This window comes from Brochothrix campestris FSL F6-1037 (assembly GCF_000525915.1).
GTDB lineage: Bacteria > Bacillota > Bacilli > Lactobacillales > Listeriaceae > Brochothrix > Brochothrix campestris.
This window is the reverse complement of record NZ_AODH01000032.1, coordinates 1-20,401: the sequence shown is the minus strand read 5'-3', so window position 1 is coordinate 20,401 and position 20,401 is coordinate 1. Positions and strand designations below refer to the sequence as shown.

General features: G+C 39.8%; 19 protein-coding genes and 1 pseudogene. 13 read left to right on the top strand and 7 right to left on the bottom strand.

What is annotated here, in order from left to right:
* Window positions 1–558 precede the first annotated feature (558 nt).
* From pflB to BCAMP_RS07665, 4 genes are all read left to right on the top strand, one after another.
* A complete protein-coding gene (gene pflB / locus BCAMP_RS07680; RefSeq protein WP_269479276.1) occupies window positions 559–2,817 on the top strand; it encodes a formate C-acetyltransferase in 2,259 nt (752 codons plus the stop codon).
* 41 nt (window positions 2,818–2,858) lie between these two features.
* Window positions 2,859–3,608, top strand: coding sequence for a pyruvate formate-lyase-activating protein (pflA, locus tag BCAMP_RS07675; protein ID WP_035314876.1), 750 nt, complete (start codon window positions 2,859–2,861; stop codon window positions 3,606–3,608).
* Between the two features lie 423 nt (window positions 3,609–4,031).
* Window positions 4,032–4,406: a serine hydrolase gene (locus tag BCAMP_RS07670; RefSeq protein WP_035314875.1), complete on the top strand. Its 375-nt coding sequence runs from the start codon at window positions 4,032–4,034 to the stop codon at window positions 4,404–4,406.
* On the top strand, window positions 4,393–5,136 hold the full coding sequence (locus BCAMP_RS07665) for a serine hydrolase domain-containing protein (RefSeq protein WP_084038680.1): 744 nt from the start codon (window positions 4,393–4,395) through the stop codon (window positions 5,134–5,136). Before BCAMP_RS07670 ends, BCAMP_RS07665 begins: the two co-directional genes overlap by 14 nt.
* Window positions 5,137–5,202: 66 nt before the next feature.
* On the opposite strand, the gene BCAMP_RS15060 is transcribed toward BCAMP_RS07665, so the two are convergent.
* The 7 genes and pseudogenes from BCAMP_RS15060 to BCAMP_RS07635 all read right to left on the bottom strand — a co-directional run bounded on the left by BCAMP_RS15060 (window position 5,203) and on the right by BCAMP_RS07635 (window position 10,404).
* Window positions 5,203–5,433, bottom strand: coding sequence for a helix-turn-helix domain-containing protein (locus BCAMP_RS15060; RefSeq protein ID WP_051456966.1), 231 nt, complete (start codon window positions 5,431–5,433; stop codon window positions 5,203–5,205).
* Window positions 5,421–5,744 carry a cyclic nucleotide-binding domain-containing protein gene (locus BCAMP_RS12630; protein ID WP_051456965.1) on the bottom strand — a complete coding sequence of 108 codons (324 nt, stop codon included), beginning with the start codon at window positions 5,742–5,744 and terminating at the stop codon, window positions 5,421–5,423. The genes BCAMP_RS15060 and BCAMP_RS12630 overlap by 13 nt, the downstream gene beginning before the upstream one ends.
* 205 nt (window positions 5,745–5,949) lie before the next feature.
* Window positions 5,950–6,987 (bottom strand): hypothetical protein, encoded by a 1,038-nt coding sequence (locus BCAMP_RS07655; RefSeq protein ID WP_035314873.1) that lies wholly within the window; start codon window positions 6,985–6,987, stop codon window positions 5,950–5,952.
* Window position 6,988: 1 nt separating this feature from the next.
* A pseudogene (locus tag BCAMP_RS07650) lies at window positions 6,989–7,850 on the bottom strand (ATP-binding cassette domain-containing protein).
* Between the two features lie 14 nt (window positions 7,851–7,864).
* Window positions 7,865–8,248: a GntR family transcriptional regulator gene (locus BCAMP_RS07645; RefSeq protein WP_035314872.1), complete on the bottom strand. Its 384-nt coding sequence runs from the start codon at window positions 8,246–8,248 to the stop codon at window positions 7,865–7,867.
* A 204-nt stretch (window positions 8,249–8,452) separates the two neighbouring features.
* The gene (locus BCAMP_RS07640; protein WP_035314871.1) at window positions 8,453–9,652 is read right to left on the bottom strand and encodes a dicarboxylate/amino acid:cation symporter; all 1,200 of its coding nucleotides are present in this window, start codon (window positions 9,650–9,652) and stop codon (window positions 8,453–8,455) included.
* Window positions 9,653–9,768: 116 nt separating this feature from the next.
* Window positions 9,769–10,404, bottom strand: a complete 636-nt coding sequence (locus tag BCAMP_RS07635; protein ID WP_035314870.1) for a hypothetical protein — start codon at window positions 10,402–10,404, stop codon at window positions 9,769–9,771.
* 210 nt (window positions 10,405–10,614) lie between these two features.
* Here BCAMP_RS07635 and BCAMP_RS07630 point away from each other — a divergent pair, with 210 nt between their 5' ends.
* The 9 genes from BCAMP_RS07630 (at window position 10,615) to BCAMP_RS07590 (ending at window position 20,042) form a co-directional block, all read left to right on the top strand.
* Window positions 10,615–11,805, top strand: a complete 1,191-nt coding sequence (locus BCAMP_RS07630; protein WP_035314869.1) for an amidohydrolase — start codon at window positions 10,615–10,617, stop codon at window positions 11,803–11,805.
* A 140-nt stretch (window positions 11,806–11,945) separates the two neighbouring features.
* A complete protein-coding gene (locus tag BCAMP_RS07625) occupies window positions 11,946–12,860 on the top strand; it encodes an aldo/keto reductase (RefSeq protein ID WP_035314868.1) in 915 nt (304 codons plus the stop codon).
* A 129-nt stretch (window positions 12,861–12,989) separates the two neighbouring features.
* Window positions 12,990–13,742, top strand: a complete 753-nt coding sequence (locus tag BCAMP_RS07620; protein ID WP_198015741.1) for a formate/nitrite transporter family protein — start codon at window positions 12,990–12,992, stop codon at window positions 13,740–13,742.
* A gap of 306 nt (window positions 13,743–14,048) precedes the next feature.
* Entirely contained in the window at window positions 14,049–15,443 is a 1,395-nt protein-coding gene (locus tag BCAMP_RS07615; protein ID WP_035314866.1) for a glycoside hydrolase family 1 protein, read from the top strand.
* A 12-nt stretch (window positions 15,444–15,455) separates the two neighbouring features.
* On the top strand, window positions 15,456–16,619 hold the full coding sequence (locus tag BCAMP_RS07610; RefSeq protein ID WP_035314865.1) for a GNAT family N-acetyltransferase: 1,164 nt from the start codon (window positions 15,456–15,458) through the stop codon (window positions 16,617–16,619).
* A 229-nt stretch (window positions 16,620–16,848) separates the two neighbouring features.
* Window positions 16,849–17,163 carry a PTS sugar transporter subunit IIB gene (locus BCAMP_RS07605; protein WP_035314864.1) on the top strand — a complete coding sequence of 105 codons (315 nt, stop codon included), beginning with the start codon at window positions 16,849–16,851 and terminating at the stop codon, window positions 17,161–17,163.
* Window positions 17,164–17,202: 39 nt separating this feature from the next.
* Window positions 17,203–17,520, top strand: coding sequence for a PTS lactose/cellobiose transporter subunit IIA (locus BCAMP_RS07600; RefSeq protein WP_035314863.1), 318 nt, complete (start codon window positions 17,203–17,205; stop codon window positions 17,518–17,520).
* A gap of 107 nt (window positions 17,521–17,627) precedes the next feature.
* Window positions 17,628–18,887 carry a PTS sugar transporter subunit IIC gene (locus BCAMP_RS07595; protein ID WP_035314862.1) on the top strand — a complete coding sequence of 420 codons (1,260 nt, stop codon included), beginning with the start codon at window positions 17,628–17,630 and terminating at the stop codon, window positions 18,885–18,887.
* Window positions 18,888–18,956: 69 nt separating this feature from the next.
* Window positions 18,957–20,042 (top strand): DUF871 domain-containing protein, encoded by a 1,086-nt coding sequence (locus BCAMP_RS07590; RefSeq protein ID WP_035314861.1) that lies wholly within the window; start codon window positions 18,957–18,959, stop codon window positions 20,040–20,042.
* The last annotated feature ends 359 nt before the right edge of the window (window positions 20,043–20,401 follow it).

Genomic DNA, 20,401 nt, shown 5'->3' with positions numbered 1-20,401 from the left:
TCGTATTTAAATCCTAAACTTGGGTGATTTCAAAAAATAACGCATCGATGGGAAATAGTCGAGACGTTATTTTCTCCAATCACTGCCGTTTAGAACGGCTTTAAATTCTTTTGTTCTAGGAAACACGAGCCTTTGAGGTGAGTGTACAGATGGTACTCGACTCCGAGAAGGCGAGGCATTGACGACCTAGAACAGCGTTTATCTTCAGTCTGTGAGACATCTATAAGATGTCTCTTTTTCTGTATTATAGGTAAGTGATAAAATATAAATCGAATAACATAGAAGGATTAGCAAACTATTATAGTACAGATAATCATATCGGAATGATACAGATATTAGTTGAAATGTTGTCACAAATAGATACATGTTCAATTTGTTGGGAGAAAATATGAAAACCCTTACAACAGTAAGGAGGTAAGAGGAGAGACAGTCACTTCCTGCTGAACGAACTTATCATTTGTTAATAACAAATGTAAGTGTAGAAGTAGTGTGACTCTTTTAAACTTAAGGTAGCAAAGAAAACTACGATACTACGGGAGGTTTTTTAGATGATGACTGTTGAAAGTAAACAAAAAAAACAAAGAAACGCATCTCGAATGGCAAGGATTTAAAATGGGTGAATGGGCACAAGGTGTTGATGTTCGTGAATTCATCCAAAAAAACTATCAGGGATTTGAAGGCGACCATTCCTTTTTAGCGGGTCCGACTGCAGCAACTGAGGAATTATGGGCACAGGTAATGAAATTAAACGAAGCGGAACGTCTCGCTGGTGGTGTCCTTGATATGGATACAAAAGTCGTTTCAAGTATTACGTCACATGGTCCAGGCTACTTAAACAAAGAGTTAGAAACGATTGTGGGTTTCCAAACAGAGAAACCATTTAAACGGGGCTTGCAACCGTTCGGTGGTATTCGAATGAGTGAACTTGCAGCTGAATCGTATGGATTTAAGATTGATGAAGAAGTTTCACATATTTTTACAGATTACCGCAAAACACATAATCAAGGGGTATTTGATGCGTATACACCAGCAATGAGAGCCGCGCGTAAATCAGGGATTATTACAGGTTTACCAGATGCGTATGGTCGTGGCCGTATTATCGGTGATTATCGTCGAGTTGCCTTATATGGCGTGGATCATTTAATTGCCAATAAAAAAGCTGATTTAGCGACCTCAGATAATGCAACGATGACCGAAAAAGTGATTAGGGAACGTGAAGAATTATCTGAACAAATTAGAGCATTGGCAGAATTAAAACAATTGGGTCAAACATACGGTTTTGATATTTCACGTCCGGCAGCCAATACACAAGAGGCTTTTCAATGGTTATATCTTGGTTACCTAGCAGCGATTAAAGAACAAAACGGGGCGGCAATGTCGCTTGGTCGCACATCGACATTCTTAGATATTTACATTGAACGTGATTTGAAAAATGGTTCTTTATCGGAAGAACAGGTACAAGAAATCGTCGATCATTTCATTATGAAACTACGCCTCGTCAAATTTGCACGTACACCGGATTACAACGATTTATTCTCAGGGGATCCAACTTGGGTAACAGAATCAATCGGTGGTGTTGGGGAAGATGGTCGTCACTTAGTGACTAAAAACAGTTTCCGCTTTTTACACAGCTTAAACAACTTGGGGCCTGCACCAGAACCCAACTTAACGGTTTTATGGTCAACCCGCTTACCACAAGGTTTTAAAAACTTCTGTGCAATGATGTCGATTAAAACATCAGCCATTCAATATGAAAACGATGATGTGATGCGTCCGGATTGGGGCGATGATTACGGGATTGCTTGCTGTGTATCAGCGATGCGAATCGGTAAACAGATGCAGTTTTTCGGTGCACGTGCCAACTTAGCAAAAACGTTACTATATGCCATTAATGGTGGTGTGGATGAAAAATCAAAAGCTCAAGTATCACCAGCTTATCGTCCAATTACGTCTGACGTTTTGGACTATGATGAAGTTATCGAAAAATACGATGTGATGATGGACTGGATCGCTGAATTATACTTGAACACATTGAATGTCATTCATTTCATGCACGATAAATATTCATACGAGCGCATTGAAATGGCGTTGCACGATACAGCTGTTTTACGGACAATGGCAACTGGGATTGCTGGTTTATCTGTTGCAGTCGATTCGTTATCAGCGATTAAATATGCCAAAGTATCTACTGTTCGTGATGAAGATGGCATCGTCGTCGATTACATTATCGAAGGCGACTACCCTAAATATGGTAACAACGATGACCGTGCTGATGACATTGCTGTGTGGTTGCTTAAAACCTTCATGACGAAAGTGAAGAAAACACCGACATACCGTGATGCGAAACACACAACATCCGTGTTAACGATTACTTCAAATGTCGTTTACGGTAAAAAAACAGGGAACACACCAGATGGTCGACGCGCAGGCGAAGCCTTTGCACCAGGTGCTAACCCAATGCATGGCCGCGATACTAAAGGGGCATTAGCGTCGTTATCATCAGTGGCTAAATTACCGTACAGTGAAGGACAAGATGGTATTTCAAACACCTTTTCAATCGTTCCGAAAGCACTTGGTCGTACAGAAGAATCACAGGTGAGCAATCTTGTCGGCATGCTTGATGGTTATGCTTTGAAAATGGGACATCACTTAAACATTAACGTGTTTAACCGTGACACATTGATTGATGCGATGGATCATCCCGAAGATTATCCACAATTAACAATTCGTGTATCGGGCTATGCGGTTAACTTTGTCAAATTAACGCGAGAGCAACAACTTGAGGTTATAAAACGAACAATGCATGAAACAATGTAAATTGAACACGCATCATGTTTATTGAAAAAGGAGATGATAGTATGACAGGAGCTGCCGTAGGACGTGTGCACTCTGTGGAATCGATGGGAACGGTTGATGGGCCTGGTATCCGCTTTATAGTTTTTATGCAAGGGTGTTTACTGCGCTGTCAATTTTGTCACAATCCTGATACGTGGAAGATTGGCACAGGGACAGAGCGCACGGCCCAAGATGTGTTTAATGAGGCGATTCAATACAAAGCGTTTTGGGACGCATCTGGTGGTGGTATTACGGTCAGTGGTGGTGAACCATTACTTCATCTTGATTTTTTAATTGACTTGTTTACCTTATGCAAGGAAGCAGGTGTCCATACGACGATTGATTCATGTGGTGGTTGCTTTAGCCGTTCACCTAAATTCGTCGCTAAAATGGATCGTTTACTCGCGGTGACAGACTTAATTATGCTCGATATTAAGCAAATTAATCCGGTGAAACATCGCGAACTGACAACCCGTCCGAACGCTCCAATACTTGATTTTGCTCATTACTTGCGCGACCATCAGCAACCGATTTGGATAAGACATGTGCTGATTCCGACGAAAACAGATGACCCGCAAGATTTAACCGACCTCAATACGTTCATTGAAACATTACCGAATGTCGAGCGGGTTGAAATATTGCCGTATCATACAATGGGTGTGTATAAATGGGAAGAAATGGGTCTCGATTATCAACTAAAAGGCATTCAACCACCGACTGAAACAGTTGTGGCGATGGCAAATGAATTGCTTGGGACGGCTAAATATAATTAAAAAGAGAGTGTTTACTCATAAAAAAGACTGCAGATTTCCGATGGTTAATCGGATGTTTGTGGTCTTTTTATGATGGTTTAGATAAAATTTCAGTGGAAAAATAAAGGGATGACAGGGCGAGAAATATCTATAAAAAAGTGAACAGATGACTATTTCTCAAAAAAACAGGCTTGTTCACGACTGTTTTTAAGTTATGTGTTACTATTAGTTTTGGTAAAAAAGAACTAATCGCAAGATGGTTGCAGAGGTGTTCTAAGCAAAGGTTCACGATACGTATAGTAGCGCAATAGACAATGAGGTGAGGGGAAATATGAAAATTTTATTAGGAGTGACGATACTGCTAGTAACAATAATGGTGTTTGCCGGCTTCTTTTTTTTATAGTTGTAATGAAGGTAAGCCGACAGCTAAAACAGAGAATACAATTGAACAAAAAAACGCTTAAAGAAGAACAGAAACCGACACATACTGCTGAAAATAAAACTGAAGTGAACAAGAAGGGGGCGACTCAGCCTTTTTTACTGAACGATAAAGCGGGGAGTTCGATGGTGATTAATCGTTCAACGAAAGATGCTGCACTAACTTACGATGAGCAAATAGAACAGTCTCTTTTTTCAGGCAGTGCGTTACTGATAAAAAATGGCAGTGTTGTCTTAGCGTCTAGCTATGGTTACAGTGATTTTAGTACGGGTAAATTTAATCGTATCGATAGTGAGTATTATCTTACCTCAATACAAAAAGTTATTACGGCGACACTTATTATGAAGTTAGTAGAAGACAAAAAAAATAGCGTTAGATGATACGATCGATAAGTATTTTCATGAAGAAATTCAACATAAATCTGAAATTACAATTGATGATTTATTGAGCATGACATCAGGTTTATCTCTTGAAAAAACAGCTGTTGACTTTGCTAATTCTGACGCATATTTTGACTATGTATGTAGTCACCTGGAATACGGAAAACCAGATAAATGGAAATACGGAGGCGTTAATTATACACTTTTAACAATGATTATTGAACGCGTTACGTCAAAATCATATGAAGATGTTGTTAGTGAAGATATCTTGGCTAAAAGTTCGTTTCCACATACAAAATTTAGTACTAGTAGAGATTCGAATCCGCTGTTAAGCCACGGATATTCGAAAGCGGATAGAACAAAGGCAGTTGATGTTAAATACGCAAATCTGCTGAAGGAAAAAGGAACTGGGAATATGTCTATGGATACACTGGATTTGTATCATTTTTACAGTGAACTGATTTCTGGTCGTTTCATTTCAAAAGAGATGCTTAGTCAGATGTGGCAAATGAAAACGCAGCCATATACTTATGATTATAAAGGGGGTGTCTACCATAAAGGTAACGGTGTTCTCTATGGTCATGGATTTTGGGGGCAATACGAACCGACGATGTATCTGTCTGCTGATGCTCAAACCTGTGTTATTTTAATGAGCAACTCAAAAGACAAGCCTACGTATGCACCATTGGCTAAAAGCTTGTTTGAGAGTTTGAGTGATTCGTTTCGATAATAATAAGTAATAAAACCCCCAAACTCCCTTCGTATTAGTAAGGCTTTGTTTGTGGGTTTTATTATATTAGTAGGCCACAAATTCCTGTAAGTAGGCAAGATTTGTAACATATAGGTGGTTATGATGTGAGTGAATGGCCTTTTGCTCACGGAGGTCGCGTAGCATGCGGCTGACGCTCGTGTCAGAGCTGATGCCACAAAAGGCGGCAATATCTTCATTGGTGATGGCAAGGTTGATGTGCAGGCCTCTATCAGTCTCTTCGCCGAATTGATGTGCCAGTTCGATTAAGAGGCACATAAGGCCCCTTTTTTACCGTTCATGACGCGATGCTGTAACCGAGTCGTCATATGAGCCAACGAAGAACGGTAAAATTCTTTCACATAGAGCAATAACTCTTGCTGATACATCGCATCTTCCCAAAATGAGACACGATCAATTCGATAAAAGGCGGCAGTATCAGATTCAATTCTTACGTTGTAAGGCGCTTTTGTAATCGCATCTTCTTCATCGTTCATTAAGGTTATAATTTCAAAACTGTTTTTGTAGGCAATATTAAATTCACGACCATCCTTTAAGATGGTACTGATTTTCACAATCCCTGTTTTCAAAATGTCGACATAGCGGATGTCATCCCCATCATAGGCGAGGTAGCTGTTCTTTTTTTTTAGTGATCAGTGGTGGTTGTTTACGTGTGATGTAGTCAGTTAAAATTTGTGGATGCATCAAAAAACCTCCCCAATTAGTCTCATGTTAAGTATAGCATGTGAGTTTAAGAGCGAAGGTTAAAAAGAATGACGAATTATTGAACACCTATTAGAGACGGCGTAATTTTTTGAGTTTGTAGAAACAAAGCCAACCAATAAAGCCACTGATTAGTATAATAAGGCCCGCATTCAGACCGTAACCTAATAGATTAGCTGCTGTAATACGTTCCTCATAATCGATACGAGCAAGACAGATTGCGGTGTAGAGTGCACCAATCAAGATGACTGGGAATCTCATTTTAGGCAACATTAAGAAAAGACCATTATTTTCTAAGGAAGCCTTGCTATAGAAAACAATTGCTAAGGAAGCAAACATAATAATTAACAGCATCAGGATAATCATATCCCAATGACTGAAACCAAAGAGTGTGCTTTGAAAGGTTGTATTTTGAATTTGTTCCATTGTCTTGTTTGTTGTAAAAGAAAGAAACGCTTGAATAATATGCACTAAATTGTAATAGAAAAGCAGAGACGCGGAGTATAAGATGGCAATGGTTACAAGTGAGGCCACTAAGGCATCACCAACTAAGGTGCCAATCATCAACGAAATAGTATAGCAAAGTAACATTAAAAGAAGCATTGTAAGTGATTGTAAGCAATACTCCTTGAAGGCTGTGATGAAAACGGCGTCTATTTGAGTAGAGAGTTGCCAATAGCTGAGACCGCGATATAGGAAGAGACTGACGAAAATCGTGAGCGTCGGCCAAATTAACTTATGGGCAATAATCGTTGTTCGTGAATAAGGCATCGCCTGTGCAATATAATCGGCCCCTTTGTTTTTTTCAAAAGCAGTTGTTTTTAAACCGATAAAAACGCAGAAGATGAAAGCAACTAAAAAGGATAGCCCTAAAGCATCGTCATAGACAGTCAAGTTATTAATAATATCAGCTTCAGACATGCGTTCATCTACAGGGGATTTTTTCTGTTCAGCTTTGAACGCACTCGATTCAAAGTAACGGAGATTTTTTTGATGGTCTGCAATAGTGTTGTAAGTATTTAGTTGTCCAAAACCGACAACTAAAATAAAGAGAGTGATAAGAACCCAAGCGTGTTGGCGCCACTCTTTCCATAATAAACCAGTTTTCATGTTAGTCCTCCTCATCTTTTAAATGATAGTTAAATAAATCAGTCAAGGTGACCGGCAATTCATCCATAAAAAGGGGCTCACATTCAAGTAATTGCTTATGTAACCCTGCAGTTTTAGTCATAAATAAAATGGTGAATACTTGACCTTGTTTTGTTAAGATGTCACCATGCTCTCGGATGAAATCCGGAATGATTCCGTCTTTAAAGGCAATTTGAACCTTCGTTGTTTCAGAACGCAACGACTCAAGATGATAGGTTTTTTCAATGGTTTGGTTTTTGATGAGATGAACATAGTCTGCAATCGGCGCAAGTTCTTCGAGGCGATGAGATGAAATAATAATGCCTAATTGACGATCGGATACTTCAGTCATCAAAGCGCTCATGATTTTTTTTTTGTACGATAATATCGAGACCTTCCATAGGTTCATCGAGCATTAAATATTGTGAACCTACAGATAGGGCAATGATAATACCAAACAGAGCACTCATACCTTTTGAATAAGTTCCTAATTTGACGTTTGCGGGTAAGTTAAATGCCTGTAATAAATCGTCGAACTTATCATGGTTAAATTGGGGGTAGTTTTTAGCGTAAAAGGTTTTGATTGTTTTAATTTTAAAGCCGTCCCATGCTTTCAATTCATCGGGTAACAAAAAGAGCTGCGCTTTTAATTGGGGATGCAGTGCAAGCGATTGACCGTTAATGCGAACCTCGCCATTATCAGGTGAAAATAGTCCCATGATGGTACGAAAAAGGGTCGTTTTACCAATACCGTTACGACCGATGACACCAACGATTTCGCCAGGGTTGACATTAAAGGTAATATCAGTGAATAATAAGCGGTCATTTATTTTTTTTTTGTAAATTAGTAATTTGCATCTTATGTTCCTCCTTTAAGTTCTGTGTATATCTCGTCAACCCATTGTTTTAAGATTTCAGCGTCAATCCCTTGGTAAATGAAATCGAGGAGTGTAGCTTCGAGTGTTTGTTTACTTAATTGCGTATCAACGATGGATTTGACAGCGTTTTGCTTATCCGCAACAAAAGCGCCCTTGCCCTTAATGGTAAGGATGACGTGTTGTCGTTCTAGTTCTTGGTAGGCTTTGCTAACGGTATTAGGATTAATACCAACCATACTAGCGTATTCACGAATAGATGGGATTTTATCACCAGGCTGCAGCAAACCGCGGACAATGTGTTCTTTTATTTTTTGAATGATTTGTTCGAATAAGGGTAAGTTACTTGTGTAATCAAGTTGATACAAATGGAGGCACTCCTTTCGTGAGCTTTGCACTACTGTACTACTTAAGATAGTACAGTAGTGGGGTGGGTGTGTCAAAGATTTACCTCATACAAAGAGCCACTAACAATTGTTAGTGGCTCTTTGTATGAAGATAAACGCTGTCCTAGATCGACAAATTCGGCAAGCAAATTTGTTCAGTTTTAACGGTTTGCTGTCGTTTTTAATTTATTTTTTAAAATAGTTTTTTCCTTCAACCAAGCGGGTTACCATCATCGCGCTCACGGTATTACCTGATGAGTTCAATAAGGTCGCTGGCATATCAATAATTGTGCTAATCACAAGTACAAGTGGCACGGCTTCAAGGGGGAAACCGAGAATCGTCACGATTAATACTTCGGCAATCATACCACCACCAGGAATCGCACCCATCACAGCACCGACGAGGAATGCACAACAGATAATAATAAGCATGTTGTCAAAACCAGCAATGTCACGGTTAAAGACGCCGTATAAGAAGGCAATCTTAAAGACACCACCGATAACTGACCCATCTTTATGTGTGTTTGCCCCTAAAGGAATGACAGTATCGGCAATATCATGAGGCACGCGCATGTCTTTAGTTGCCTTTAAGTTAACCGGAATAGAAGCGGCACTTGAACACGTCGCAATCGCTGTAATTGCGGGTTTGGTAATGTTGCTCCAAAAGAGACGGAAGCCGTCTTTACCACCAGCTAGTAAAGCATAGACGGTATTCATCGCAATAAAGTAAACAATCGCTAACACAACATACAGCACAATCACACGAACATAGCTGCCAATGATTTGTGAGCCAAGATCACCGATAATAGCGGCAAAATAACAGCCCAAACCAATCGGTGCCAAGTACATAATGAATTGAACGAGTTTCATTAATACTTCAGAACCTGATTTTAAGAAAGCCGCAAACGGCTGTCCTTTTTCGCCTAATGATGAGGTCGCTAAACCGATTAAAACAGAGAAGAAAATCAATGGTAGCATGTGTTCTTTTGATAGTAATAAACTGAAATCGTTAACAGTGAAAATCCCCACAAGCCGATCGCTTAGAGCCATTTCATCGGTTGCTGCGCCATTGCCCATTAATGCTTTAATTGAGTCGAGGTTCGCATGTTGCACGAGCGGAAAGAGGCGGATTGCAATGTAACCAAGAATAGCAGAAATAATAGCTGTAAAGACAAAAATAAGCATCGTACTCCCCATAATTTTGCCAAGACGTTTAGTGCCATTCATTGAAGCAATCGCTGAAGAAATACTTAAGAAAACAAATGGTACAATTGCCATAAACATAAAGTTGACGAAGACATCACCAACGGGTTTAAGGTAATGTGTTTGAGCAGGAAAGCAGATTCCGATAATCCCGCCAATAATAATCGCCCCGATTAACAACAACGACGAACGATATAATTTAAAACTTTTTTTTCATAATTGATCCCTACTTCTATTTTAGTGTGTGTTTAGTTCAAGACACACCTAAAGCCAGCGATAAAGCTGACTTTGAGTGTGTATTAAAGTGACAATGGTGCCTGTGTCTCATCTAATTGAGCGTTATAAGCGGCTGCAATCGTTGCCAGTTGTGCTGTTAACGCTTGTTTTTGAGCCGTTAAATCAAGGGCTAATGTTGAGCGAGTCACTGCTGCTGATTCAGTTGCTAAGCCAGCAACATCGGTAGCAAGTGCAATGATTTCGTCAAAACGTTTCGTACGTGCTTTATCATCTGTTAACATTTTAGCAGTTAACGGACGAACAGCTGTTTTTGATTTGAAGTATTTTGTCACGCGAGCTGTTGCTTCTTCATAAGTGGCTAACACGGCTCCAACTTCAACAATGTCTTCGGTAGCGACACTGTTTGCAACAGCGTCTAACATTAACTGATTAAATGCTTTTGTTGCTGTTGTGTTAGCAGCAGCAAGCAATGTATTATAAATCGGATAAAGTGCTTTATCTAACGGAAGTGTTTGTTTAGTGAGTTGAACTTTATGCGTGCTCTTACTTGCAACTGTTGGTGTAGCTCCAACTGTTTTGGTCGGTTTGATGACAGGTGAAACAACCACTGTTTTAACTGCCGGCTTAGTTGCAGTTACTTGTGAAATCGTAGCTTCTTGTTGACGTTTAGCCAGTTTTTTCTTAAGACGTTTATTCATTAGTCATTCTCCTAAATATAGTTTGATTCGTTAGTAAGGTTCACTCAAATCAGCTTAGATTTAGCTGACAGATAACCTAAATTAACCTTTTTAATTATAACATAATTGAACATCCTGTGTTTATAGTTAAGGATAAGGTTTTTACAACTATTTAACTAGTGAATGTGATATAGTGTAGTCGTATAAAACGACTATGAAGGAGGAATTTAGATGAGAGCTAGATTGATGAGTATGTTAGAACAACGAGAAGCAGAAATGATTCAAATTCGTCGCCATCTGCATCAATATCCAGAAGTATCGTTTGAAGAAGTAGAAACCGCACGCTATATCCGTGACTTTTATGAGGGAAAGGATGTCAAAATAGATAGCGAAGTGGGCGGTGGTCATGGTGTCGTTGTAACAATCAATCCAGAAAACACAGGCAAGACAATCGCTCTTCGTGCTGATTTCGATGCACTGCCAATCGAAGAAGAAACTGGTTTGCCATTTGCTTCTAAAAATAAAGGCGTGATGCATGCCTGTGGTCATGATGCCCATACGGCTTATTTACTTGTCTTAGCAGACTGTTTAATTGAACTAAAGGATGAAATTCCGGGGACAATTAAAATCGTCCATCAACATGCGGAAGAAAAGCCGCCTGGTGGAGCCAAAGATATTTTAGCGTCGGGATTATTGGATGACGTTGATAAAATATATGGCATCCATGTGATGCCTGGGATGCCTGCGGGTGTGGTCGCTTACTGTGGTGGTAAAGCGATGGCTGGGCGCAATTATTTCAACTTAAAGATAAGGGGTAAAGGTGGCCATGGTTCCTCACCACATTTAAGTCATGATTCAATTGTGGCTGGTTCGTACTTTGTGACACAGATTCAAACAGTGATTAGTCGTTGTGTTAATCCAATTGAACTTGGTGTCGTAACAATTGGCTCATTTGCGGGTGAAGGAACGTTCAACATTATTAAAGATAGTGTGACGTTGGAAGGTGATGTACGTTTCATCAAACCCGAAGTACGCGACCGTATTCAAGCAGAAATTAAAGCGCTCGTCAAAGGCTTGGAATTGAGTTTTCATGTCAGTTGTGAACTCGATTACAAAGACGATTATCCAGTGCTCTATAACGACCCGGTTGTAATGGATGAAGTTGTAGGCTATCTCGAAAAAGGAAAGGCAGATTATATCACAGCCTTAGCTGAAGTGCCAGTTGTATCGGGATCAGAAGATTTTGCTTTTTACACTGAAAAAATTCCAGGTGTCTTTCTTTATATTGGGGCACAACCTGCGGGTCAAACCGAGTTAATTTACAATCATAACCCACGATTTGATATTGATGAGGCGTCTATTTTAGTATCAGCTAAGACGGTTGCTGATATTGTCTTAGGTTTTTATCAACCGGAAGTGTAAGGCAGTAACAGAAGTGTTAACTTGTGTCTAAAAGCGCAAGTGACGCTTCTTTTTTTTTATAAAATAAAGCGTTTTCACTATCTTGCTGTTTTATTTTAGCGTACACTAAATAAGTAAACAATCGATTGAGGGGGATGAAGATGAAACAAATCACACTTGGTAAATCAACGTTAACAGCGTCAGATATTGCGTTAGGCTGTATGCGAATGAGTAGTTTAACAAACAAAGAAGCAGTCAAAGTATTAGAAACGGCAATTACAGGTGGTATCAATTTCTTTGACCATGCTGATATTTATGGTGGGGGCACGTCTGAAACAGTCTTTGCAGAAGCTTTTAAAGACCTCGGTGTTTCACGTGAAAACATTATGCTGCAATCTAAATGTGGCATTACACCAACGGGATTTAACTTTTCAAAACCGCATATCATATCGTCGGTCGATGGTATTTTAAAACGACTCGACACAGATTACTTGGATGTGCTTGTGTTGCATCGTCCTGATGCTTTAATGGATCCGACCGAAATTGCTGCGGCTTTCGATGAGTTAGAAAAACAAGGTAAAGTACGTTCGTTTGGTGTGAGTAATCAAAACCCACTTCAAATCGAGTTGCTTAAATCGGTTGTTAAACAGCCGTTGCTTGTTAATCAACTTCAATTTGGTCTTAAACATACCGGTATGCTTGATGAAGGCTTTAATGTAAATAACTTATCGCCACAAGCACAACCGACAGCAGGTTTAATCGAATACAGTCGTTTAGAAAATATGACAATTCAAGCGTGGTCACCGTTACAATACGGTTACTTTGAAGGTGTGTTTATTGGACACGAAGATTTCCCTGAATTAAATGCTGCGCTCGAAGTAGTGGCAAAAAAATATGAAACAACTGCAGCGGCCATTGCGATTGCATGGATTTTACGTCATCCAGCTAAGATGCAAGTGTTATTAGGTAGTATGAATCCGACACGTATTAGTGAGATGATTGAGGCGAGCGATATTCAGCTGACACATGAAGAATGGTACCTTCTTTACAAAGCAGCAGGCAATGTTTTACCTTAAATATATGACAAAGGAATGACACTTCTAGCAAATAGAGGTGTCATTTTACGTGAAATTATCACAGTAATACAATAAAACGGTATACTAATAAAAACGCTATCATTAATGGCAAGGGAGTGGTTTGGTTTGATGACACAGGCAGAAATATTAGCAGTAACAATCACAAAAGGAGAAGATAAGATTGCGATGGGTTTTCTCCAGAAAATGATTCTTGGTTTTGTTGGAGGAGCGATGATTTCCCTCGGTTATCTCGCCTATATCCGCGTCATCGCATCAGTGACTGAGTTAGGTAGCTTAGCTAATTTGATTGGTGCTGCGGTGTTTCCGATTGGCTTAATCGTGATTGTTTTAGCTGGTGGTGAGTTAATTACCGGCAATATGATGGCCGTGAGTGCGGCCTTATTCGCCCGTAAAATCTCGCTGAAACAGTTGCTGCATAATTGGTTGGTAATCACGATTGCCAATTTTATCGGTGCGATGTTTGTAGCGTATTGTTTTGGTCATCTTGTTGGTCTCACGAGCAGTGCTGAGTACTTACATAAAACGTTAGCCGTTGCTGAGGCAAAAACTTCTGCCACTGCGTTACAGGCGTTTATATCCGGCATCGGTTGTAATTGGTTTGTTGGTCTCGCGGTATGGTTAGCATACGGGGCAAAGGATGCTGCGGGTAAAATATTAGCGATTTGGTTCCCGGTGATGACCTTTGTCGCGATTGGCTTTCAACATAGTGTCGCCAATATGTTCGTTATTCCGGCGGCGATTTTTGAAGGTGGCTCATCATGGTTAGCCTTCATTAATAACGTCATTCCGGTTTATTGTGGCAATGTGGTCGGTGGTGCCGTCTTTGTGTCACTCATCTATTTTTACGGCCTCAAAAAATAGCTCGAAAAAGTATAGCCTTTTATTAAAAAGACTATACTTTTTCGTGCAATTTGATAAATTATGGTGTATTATAATAAAAGTTAAACGTTTTCAAAATCAAATAGAGACCTTTAGACGAACAGAAATGTCAGACGAAAGTCTCGGATATCGAGCTGTTAGTCGCTTCCGAATAGGATGAAAGACTCAAATAATTGGACTAGACAACTTTTAACTGTGTTTCTGAGCGAAATGATGTATGATGAGTTTAGATAACGCTTACAGAGACGAAATATGAGAATGCTCACAATCGATAGAGGAGGAATTATTATGACAAAATATCAATTTCCACAAGATTTTTACTGGGGTTCGGCAGCAAGTGGCCCACAATCAGAAGGACGTTATGAAGGTGACGGCAAAGGCGATAGCATTTGGGATTTATGGTACAAAAAACAGCCGGAGCTATTTTTCAATCAAGTCGGTCCTGAAAAAACATCACAGGCGTACATTCGTATTAAAGAAGATGTGGCATTATTAAAGGCAACAGGTCATAACTCTTACCGTACATCGATTCAGTGGAGCCGTTTAATTCCAGAAGGTCGAGGAGCTGTTAATCCAGCTGCCGTCGCTTTTTATAATGAGTTGATTGACGAATTAATTGCGAACGACATTGAGCCGTTTATTAATATGTATCATTTTGATATGCCTGCTGTTCTGCAAGCAGAGGGTGGTTGGACCAATCGTGCAACTGTTGATGCTTATGAAGAATACGCACGTACTTGTTTCGAGTTGTTTGGTGATCGTGTAAAAAAATGGTTTACACATAACGAACCGATTGTGCCTGTTGAAGGTGGTTACCTGTATGAATTCCACTATCCAGCCATCGTTAACTTAAAAGATGCTGTTCAAGTAGCCTTTCATGAAATGCTTTCAAGCGCTCGTGCAATTGCAGCCTACCGTGAAATGAAGCAAGATGGCACGATTGGTATTGTCTTAAACTTAACACCAAGTTACCCACGTGATGAAAACAACGCGGCTGATGTGAAAGCAGCACAGTTTGCAGATGCGTTCTTTAACCGATCGTTCTTAGATCCATCAGTGAAGGGTGAATACCCAGCTGATCTAGTTGCCGACTTAAAGGCAATTGATATGTTGCCAACTTATGAAGCAGCTGACTTAGAGCTGATTAAAAACAACACCGTTGACTTGCTAGGAATTAACTATTATCAGCCACGTCGTATTAAAGCGCGTGAAACAGCGCACAACTACACGGTGCCAATGCCAGAAGATTTCTTCGAAACATACGATATGCCCGGTAAAAAAATGAACCCGTATCGCGGTTGGGAAATTTATGAAAAAGGAATTTACGATTGTTTAACGAATATTCGTGAAAATTATGGTAATATTCCATGTTACATTTCTGAAAATGGTATGGGTGTTGAAAATGAAGAACGTTTCATTGATGAAAATGGCCAAATAAACGATGACTACCGCATTGAATTTGTAACGGATCACTTGAAATTTGTGCATCAAGCCATTCAAGAAGGGTCAAATGTAAAAGGTTACCACATGTGGACGTTCATTGATAACTGGTCATGGTTAAACGCTTATAAAAACCGTTATGGTTTTGTGTCGCTTGATTTAGCGAATGATGGCAAACGCACGATTAAGAAAAGTGGTCACTGGTATAAAGAAGTAGCAACAAACAATGGGTTTGACGCTTAAGGAGGCGATGAAATGATTAAGATTATTCCAGCAACGGATTTTGAAAAGGCACATGCACTGCGTGATTATTGTTTCACACCCTATCACGGTGAACGTCGAGACGACTTTAGTTATTGGCTCGCTAACAGTATTACGTTAGGTGCCTATGAAGAAGATGTTTTGGCTGGTTTAATCATGTCATTGCCCTTAAATATGACGATTAATCAAGTCTCTTATAAAATGGGTGGGGTAGGTTTTGTCTCAACCTATCCTGAATACCGGAATCGTGGCATTATGAAGCAACTGATGCAAGAATTGCTGCGTAAAATGCGGTTGAACGGTGAAACTGTTTCGGTATTAGCCCCGTATTCTGTTTCGTTTTACCGTTATTTTGGGTGGGAGTTGTTTGTCGATCGCGTTGATTACACGATTCCGCAAGCACTATTTCCCGCTTTTGGTAAACAGGCAGATGATGTGAAACGCTTTAGTTTTGCTGATTGCAATGAGTCTGTTTTTGCTGATGTCAAGGCTTATCATAATGCTGAAGCATTGAAACGGACCGGGATGATGCAACGCGATGGTGCATGGTGGCAACGGTTAGCACGTCGAGAAGGCGGTAGTTTCTTCGGTGTTGTGTATGAAAGCGGTGTTGTAACTGCTTACGTACGCTATCTGTTAGATGGATTAACTTTTAAGGTGCTTGATTTTTATGGTTCATCACCACAAAGTGAACACGCATTATGGCGTTTTATTAGCTCGCATAGTGCGAGTGTAACCGAGATTAAAGGCTCAGCGATTGTCAGTGACGGCATTGGTGCTGATTTTAATAACCCACAATTTAAAAAAGAGTTGGTTCAGCATGAGATGGTGCGTGTGGTCGATGTTGTGCCGTTTTTAGAACAGTATAACTGGCAGCCACCAACGCCACTCTGTTTGAAAATAGCAGACAAGTTTGCACCTTGGAATGAGGGTGTGTATCGGATTGAAGTTGATGGCCAGGTTACTGTCATTACGGAATCAGAAGTTGGTAATCGCTGTTTACATTTGAATATAACGACCTTTTCAGCTTTGATGTTAGGGCATGTTTCGCTATCGAAAATAGGGCGATTTGTCTTATCACCACTAGCGGAAACAGAACGTATAGCGTGGCAAAGTGCGTTACCCGCAATTGATGCGTTATTTTACGAACATTTTTAATTAAATAGCGTGAAATGTCAGATAAGTTAACGCAAAAGCCATTGCTTTCAAAATGTTCCAATGGTATCATAAAGCAATGAAAGCGCTGTATTGACAACTATACCAATTCGTGAAAACGAATACAAATACCGATTTAAAAGGAATGTAATCGTTTTCGCTATTGTGGTATAGACCATTGTGTGTTATTCTAACTTTAGAGATAAAAACGAGCCATAGGAGGCAGGAAAATATGAAAACAATCATGTTAGTATGTTCAGCAGGTATGAGTACAAGCTTATTAGTTACAAAAATGGAAGCGGCTTCAAAAGAGCAAGGCTTAGAATCAGATATCTTTGCTATTTCAGCGAGTGAAGTTGATCAAGTCTTAGAAACTAAAAACATCGATGTTTTATTATTAGGTCCACAAGTACGCTACCTTAAAGGGCAAATGGAAGGTAAACTTGCTGGAAAAAACATTCCTGTCGAAGTTATCAATATGGCAGATTACGGCATGATGAACGGTGCCAACGTTTTAAATCGTGCCGTCGAATTGATGGCTGAATAAGAGATTGCATAAAATACATTTCTAGGGAGCGATAAGCAGATGAACGAAGAATTATTACAAGCAATTATGGGGTTAATTATGAACAGTGGTAATGTTAAGAGTGACTGTATGGAAGCGATTCAACTCGCTAAAGAAGGCAAATTCGATGAAGCACGTGAGAAAATCGAATTGGCGAACAAAAACCTCGTGGAAGCACATCACTCACAAACAGGTTTATTAACACAAGAAGCTAAGGGTGAAAAAGTGGAAGTATCGTTACTGTTGATTCACTCACAAGATCATTTGATGAACGCGATTACGGTGAAAGACCTCGCTGTTGAAATGATTGAGATGTATGAAACTTTTTCGAAAAAATAATAAAACGATAAGAAACCATTAGGCTGAATTAAACAGCGTTTTACTTCAGTCCGAGAGTTGCGTAAAGCAGCTCCTACATAGATACACTCAGAAAAGGAAGTGGGAAAATGTTTAAGTTTTTAGAAGAAAAGTTTGTGCCAATCGCAGCTAAAATTGGGACACAACGTCATTTAATCGCCGTTCGTGATGGTTTTGTAACATTGATGCCATTAACGATCTTAGGCTCGTTCGCTGTTTTAATTAACAACTTACCGATTAATGCTTACCAAAAATTAATGGATAAAATTTGGCCGCATGATATTTGGACACAGTGGGGCGGCAATATGTGGAACGCTACCTTCGGAATTATGTCGCTCTTAATTGCCTTTACTGTTGCCTATCACTTAGCCAAAGGATATGGCAAAGATGGTTTATCAGCAGGTGTGATTAGTTTATCTGCGTACCTGACCTTCGGTACTTTTGGTGAAGGTGGCTTAACGGGTATGACCACCGGAACCGCCGGTATCTTTATCTCTTTGATTATTGCTCTTTTATCATCTGAATTATTTTCACGTTTATCTGGCAGCAAAAAATTAATGATTAAGATGCCTGATAGTGTACCACCAGCAGTAGCTAAATCATTCGCTGCGCTTTTACCAGCAATTATTACAATTGGTGCTTTTGCACTTGTTCGGACAATCATCTCAACATCATTCAACATGCCTGATGTTGTTACATCATTCTACAACTCAATTCAACAACCATTTATGGGTCTTACAAACACATGGGTTGCCGGTTTAATTTTAGCATTTGTACCTGTGTTCTTATGGACATTCGGTATTCATGGGGCAAACATCATCGATCCATTTTTACAAACAATCAACTTACCAGCGATTGCCGAAAATGCAGCTGCGCTTGAAGCTGGTCATGCAGCACCGTATATTATTAACAAACCGTTCTTAGATGCCTTTGTTAACATGGGTGGTTCAGGAACAACAATCGCTTTAATCATTGCTATCTTTATCGTAGGACGACGTAATAAACAGTATAAAACAGTCGGTGGTATCGCAACAGCACCAGGCTTATTCAACATTAATGAGCCACTGATGTTCGGTTTACCAATCATCTTAAACCCTGTTTTATTCATTCCGTTTATTATTACACCAATGGTATCTGTAACAATCGCTTATTTCGCAACGAAATTAAGCTTTGTACCAGCAGCAACGATTGCAACACCTTGGGTAACACCGCCAATTATTAATGGGTTCTTAACAACGCAGTCTTGGACAGGTGCAGTCTTAAGTGTCATCATCATCTTAGTCGCAACCTTGATTTACATTCCATTCGTGGCAATGTCATCACGTGTTGAAGACGCAGAGAACAAATAACAATCACAAAGCCATATGCGATCTTCGTATATGGCTTTTATTCTAAAAAAACAAAGTGAGGTCATTATAATGAGACAATTAGGATTTTCAGTTTATCCCCAACATGGTGAAACAGCAGAATTAACAGCTTATATCGCCTTAGCACATAAATATGGTTTCAGTCGAATTTTCACGTGTTTAATTTCATTAGATAGTGAGAGTGAACGTCAAAAAATGAAGGATGTTAATAAATTCGCGTCGGATTTAGGCATTGATGTTATTGCCGATGTTGCGCCAGATGTCTTTAAAGATCTTGGTATAGACTATACTGGAATCGCTAAATTGAAAGCAGAATACCATTTAGCAGGCATTCGTTTAGATATGGGATTCAGTGGCCATGAAGAAGCCTTTATGTCACTTGATCCAGCCGATTTGAAAATTGAATTAAACATTAGCAACGGAACCAAATACCTTGAAACAATTTTATCGTATCAAGCAAACCGCGAGAATATTATCGGCTGCCATAACTTCTATCCACGTCTGTATACGGGGTTATCACGTGAACATTTTATCGCAACTTCGAAAATGTTTAAAGACAACGGTATTCATACGGCGGCGATGATTTCATCACAGGATGCAGCCTTTGGTCCGTGGGACGCGGCAGGTAAAGGGTTGCCAACGCTCGAGGAACACCGTGGCAAATCGATTGTAGTACAGGCGAAAGACTTATGGCACACAGGTTTGATTGACGATTTAATTATCGGGAATATGTATGCCTCAGAAGCTGAACTGAAGGCGTTAGGAGAACTGAATCGCTATAAATTAGAATTCGATGTTGTAGCAGAGAGCGCTAATAATGCAATTGAAAATACAATCATGTTCAATGAACCGCATTTTAACCGTGGCGATGTGTCTGCCTATATGGTGCGAAGTACGCAATCGCGGGTGAAATATAAAGCAGAGTCTTTTGAGCCACATCACACGGGTGAAATCACAAAAGGCGATGTAACGATTGATAATAACCTTGACGCTCGTTATAAAGGAGAACTGAATGTTGCTTTGCAAACGATGGCAAATGCTGGCAGCACCAACATCGTTGGTAAAATCATTGCGGATGAACGATACTTGTTGGAGCGTTTACAACCGTGGGAATCATTTGGTTTACGCCAACATTAACGGTGAAAATAGAAACGTTGTGATAGTAGGGATGCAGAGCAAACAAGGCATAACGACCTAGAACAGCGTTTATCTTCAGACAAAAAAGACGTTGCTAAAGAGCAACGTCTTTTGGCTCTATGTCAAATAGTGTTGTTATTCAAAAGTTAGTAAAACAAGTCATTTTTGCAGCTACTTTTTTGGTAGCTGCTTTTTTTTGTAGTCATTCCTAATGTGAAGGACGCTTTCTGCGGGTGACGCTTCATCCTCCGCGCTCCGCTGTGGGGTATTCAGCTGCCACTTTTCCCGCTAGAGTCGCCTTCACAAACGTCATGACGCTGCACGTTTATTATTGAGGCTCCTCGCGTATTAAAAGACAG

Bases quoted from the DNA above. Each gene is read 5' to 3' on its own strand.
- BCAMP_RS07610 (WP_035314865.1), top strand. From the start codon at position 15,456: ATGATTAAGATTATTCCAGCAACGGATTTTGAAAAGGCACATGCACTG.
- BCAMP_RS07600 (WP_035314863.1), top strand. From the start codon at position 17,203: ATGAACGAAGAATTATTACAAGCAATTATGGGGTTAATTATGAACAGT.
- BCAMP_RS07595 (WP_035314862.1), top strand. From the start codon at position 17,628: ATGTTTAAGTTTTTAGAAGAAAAGTTTGTGCCAATCGCAGCTAAAATT.
- BCAMP_RS07635 (WP_035314870.1), bottom strand. From the start codon at position 10,404: ATGAATAAACGTCTTAAGAAAAAACTGGCTAAACGTCAACAAGAAGCT.
- BCAMP_RS07620 (WP_198015741.1), top strand. From the start codon at position 12,990: ATGACACAGGCAGAAATATTAGCAGTAACAATCACAAAAGGAGAAGAT.
- BCAMP_RS07625 (WP_035314868.1), top strand. From the start codon at position 11,946: ATGAAACAAATCACACTTGGTAAATCAACGTTAACAGCGTCAGATATT.
- BCAMP_RS15060 (WP_051456966.1), bottom strand. From the start codon at position 5,433: ATGTGCCTCTTAATCGAACTGGCACATCAATTCGGCGAAGAGACTGAT.
- BCAMP_RS07615 (WP_035314866.1), top strand. From the start codon at position 14,049: ATGACAAAATATCAATTTCCACAAGATTTTTACTGGGGTTCGGCAGCA.
- BCAMP_RS07590 (WP_035314861.1), top strand. From the start codon at position 18,957: ATGAGACAATTAGGATTTTCAGTTTATCCCCAACATGGTGAAACAGCA.
- BCAMP_RS07655 (WP_035314873.1), bottom strand. From the start codon at position 6,987: ATGAAAACTGGTTTATTATGGAAAGAGTGGCGCCAACACGCTTGGGTT.
- BCAMP_RS07605 (WP_035314864.1), top strand. From the start codon at position 16,849: ATGAAAACAATCATGTTAGTATGTTCAGCAGGTATGAGTACAAGCTTA.
- BCAMP_RS07630 (WP_035314869.1), top strand. From the start codon at position 10,615: ATGAGAGCTAGATTGATGAGTATGTTAGAACAACGAGAAGCAGAAATG.
- pflA (WP_035314876.1), top strand. From the start codon at position 2,859: ATGACAGGAGCTGCCGTAGGACGTGTGCACTCTGTGGAATCGATGGGA.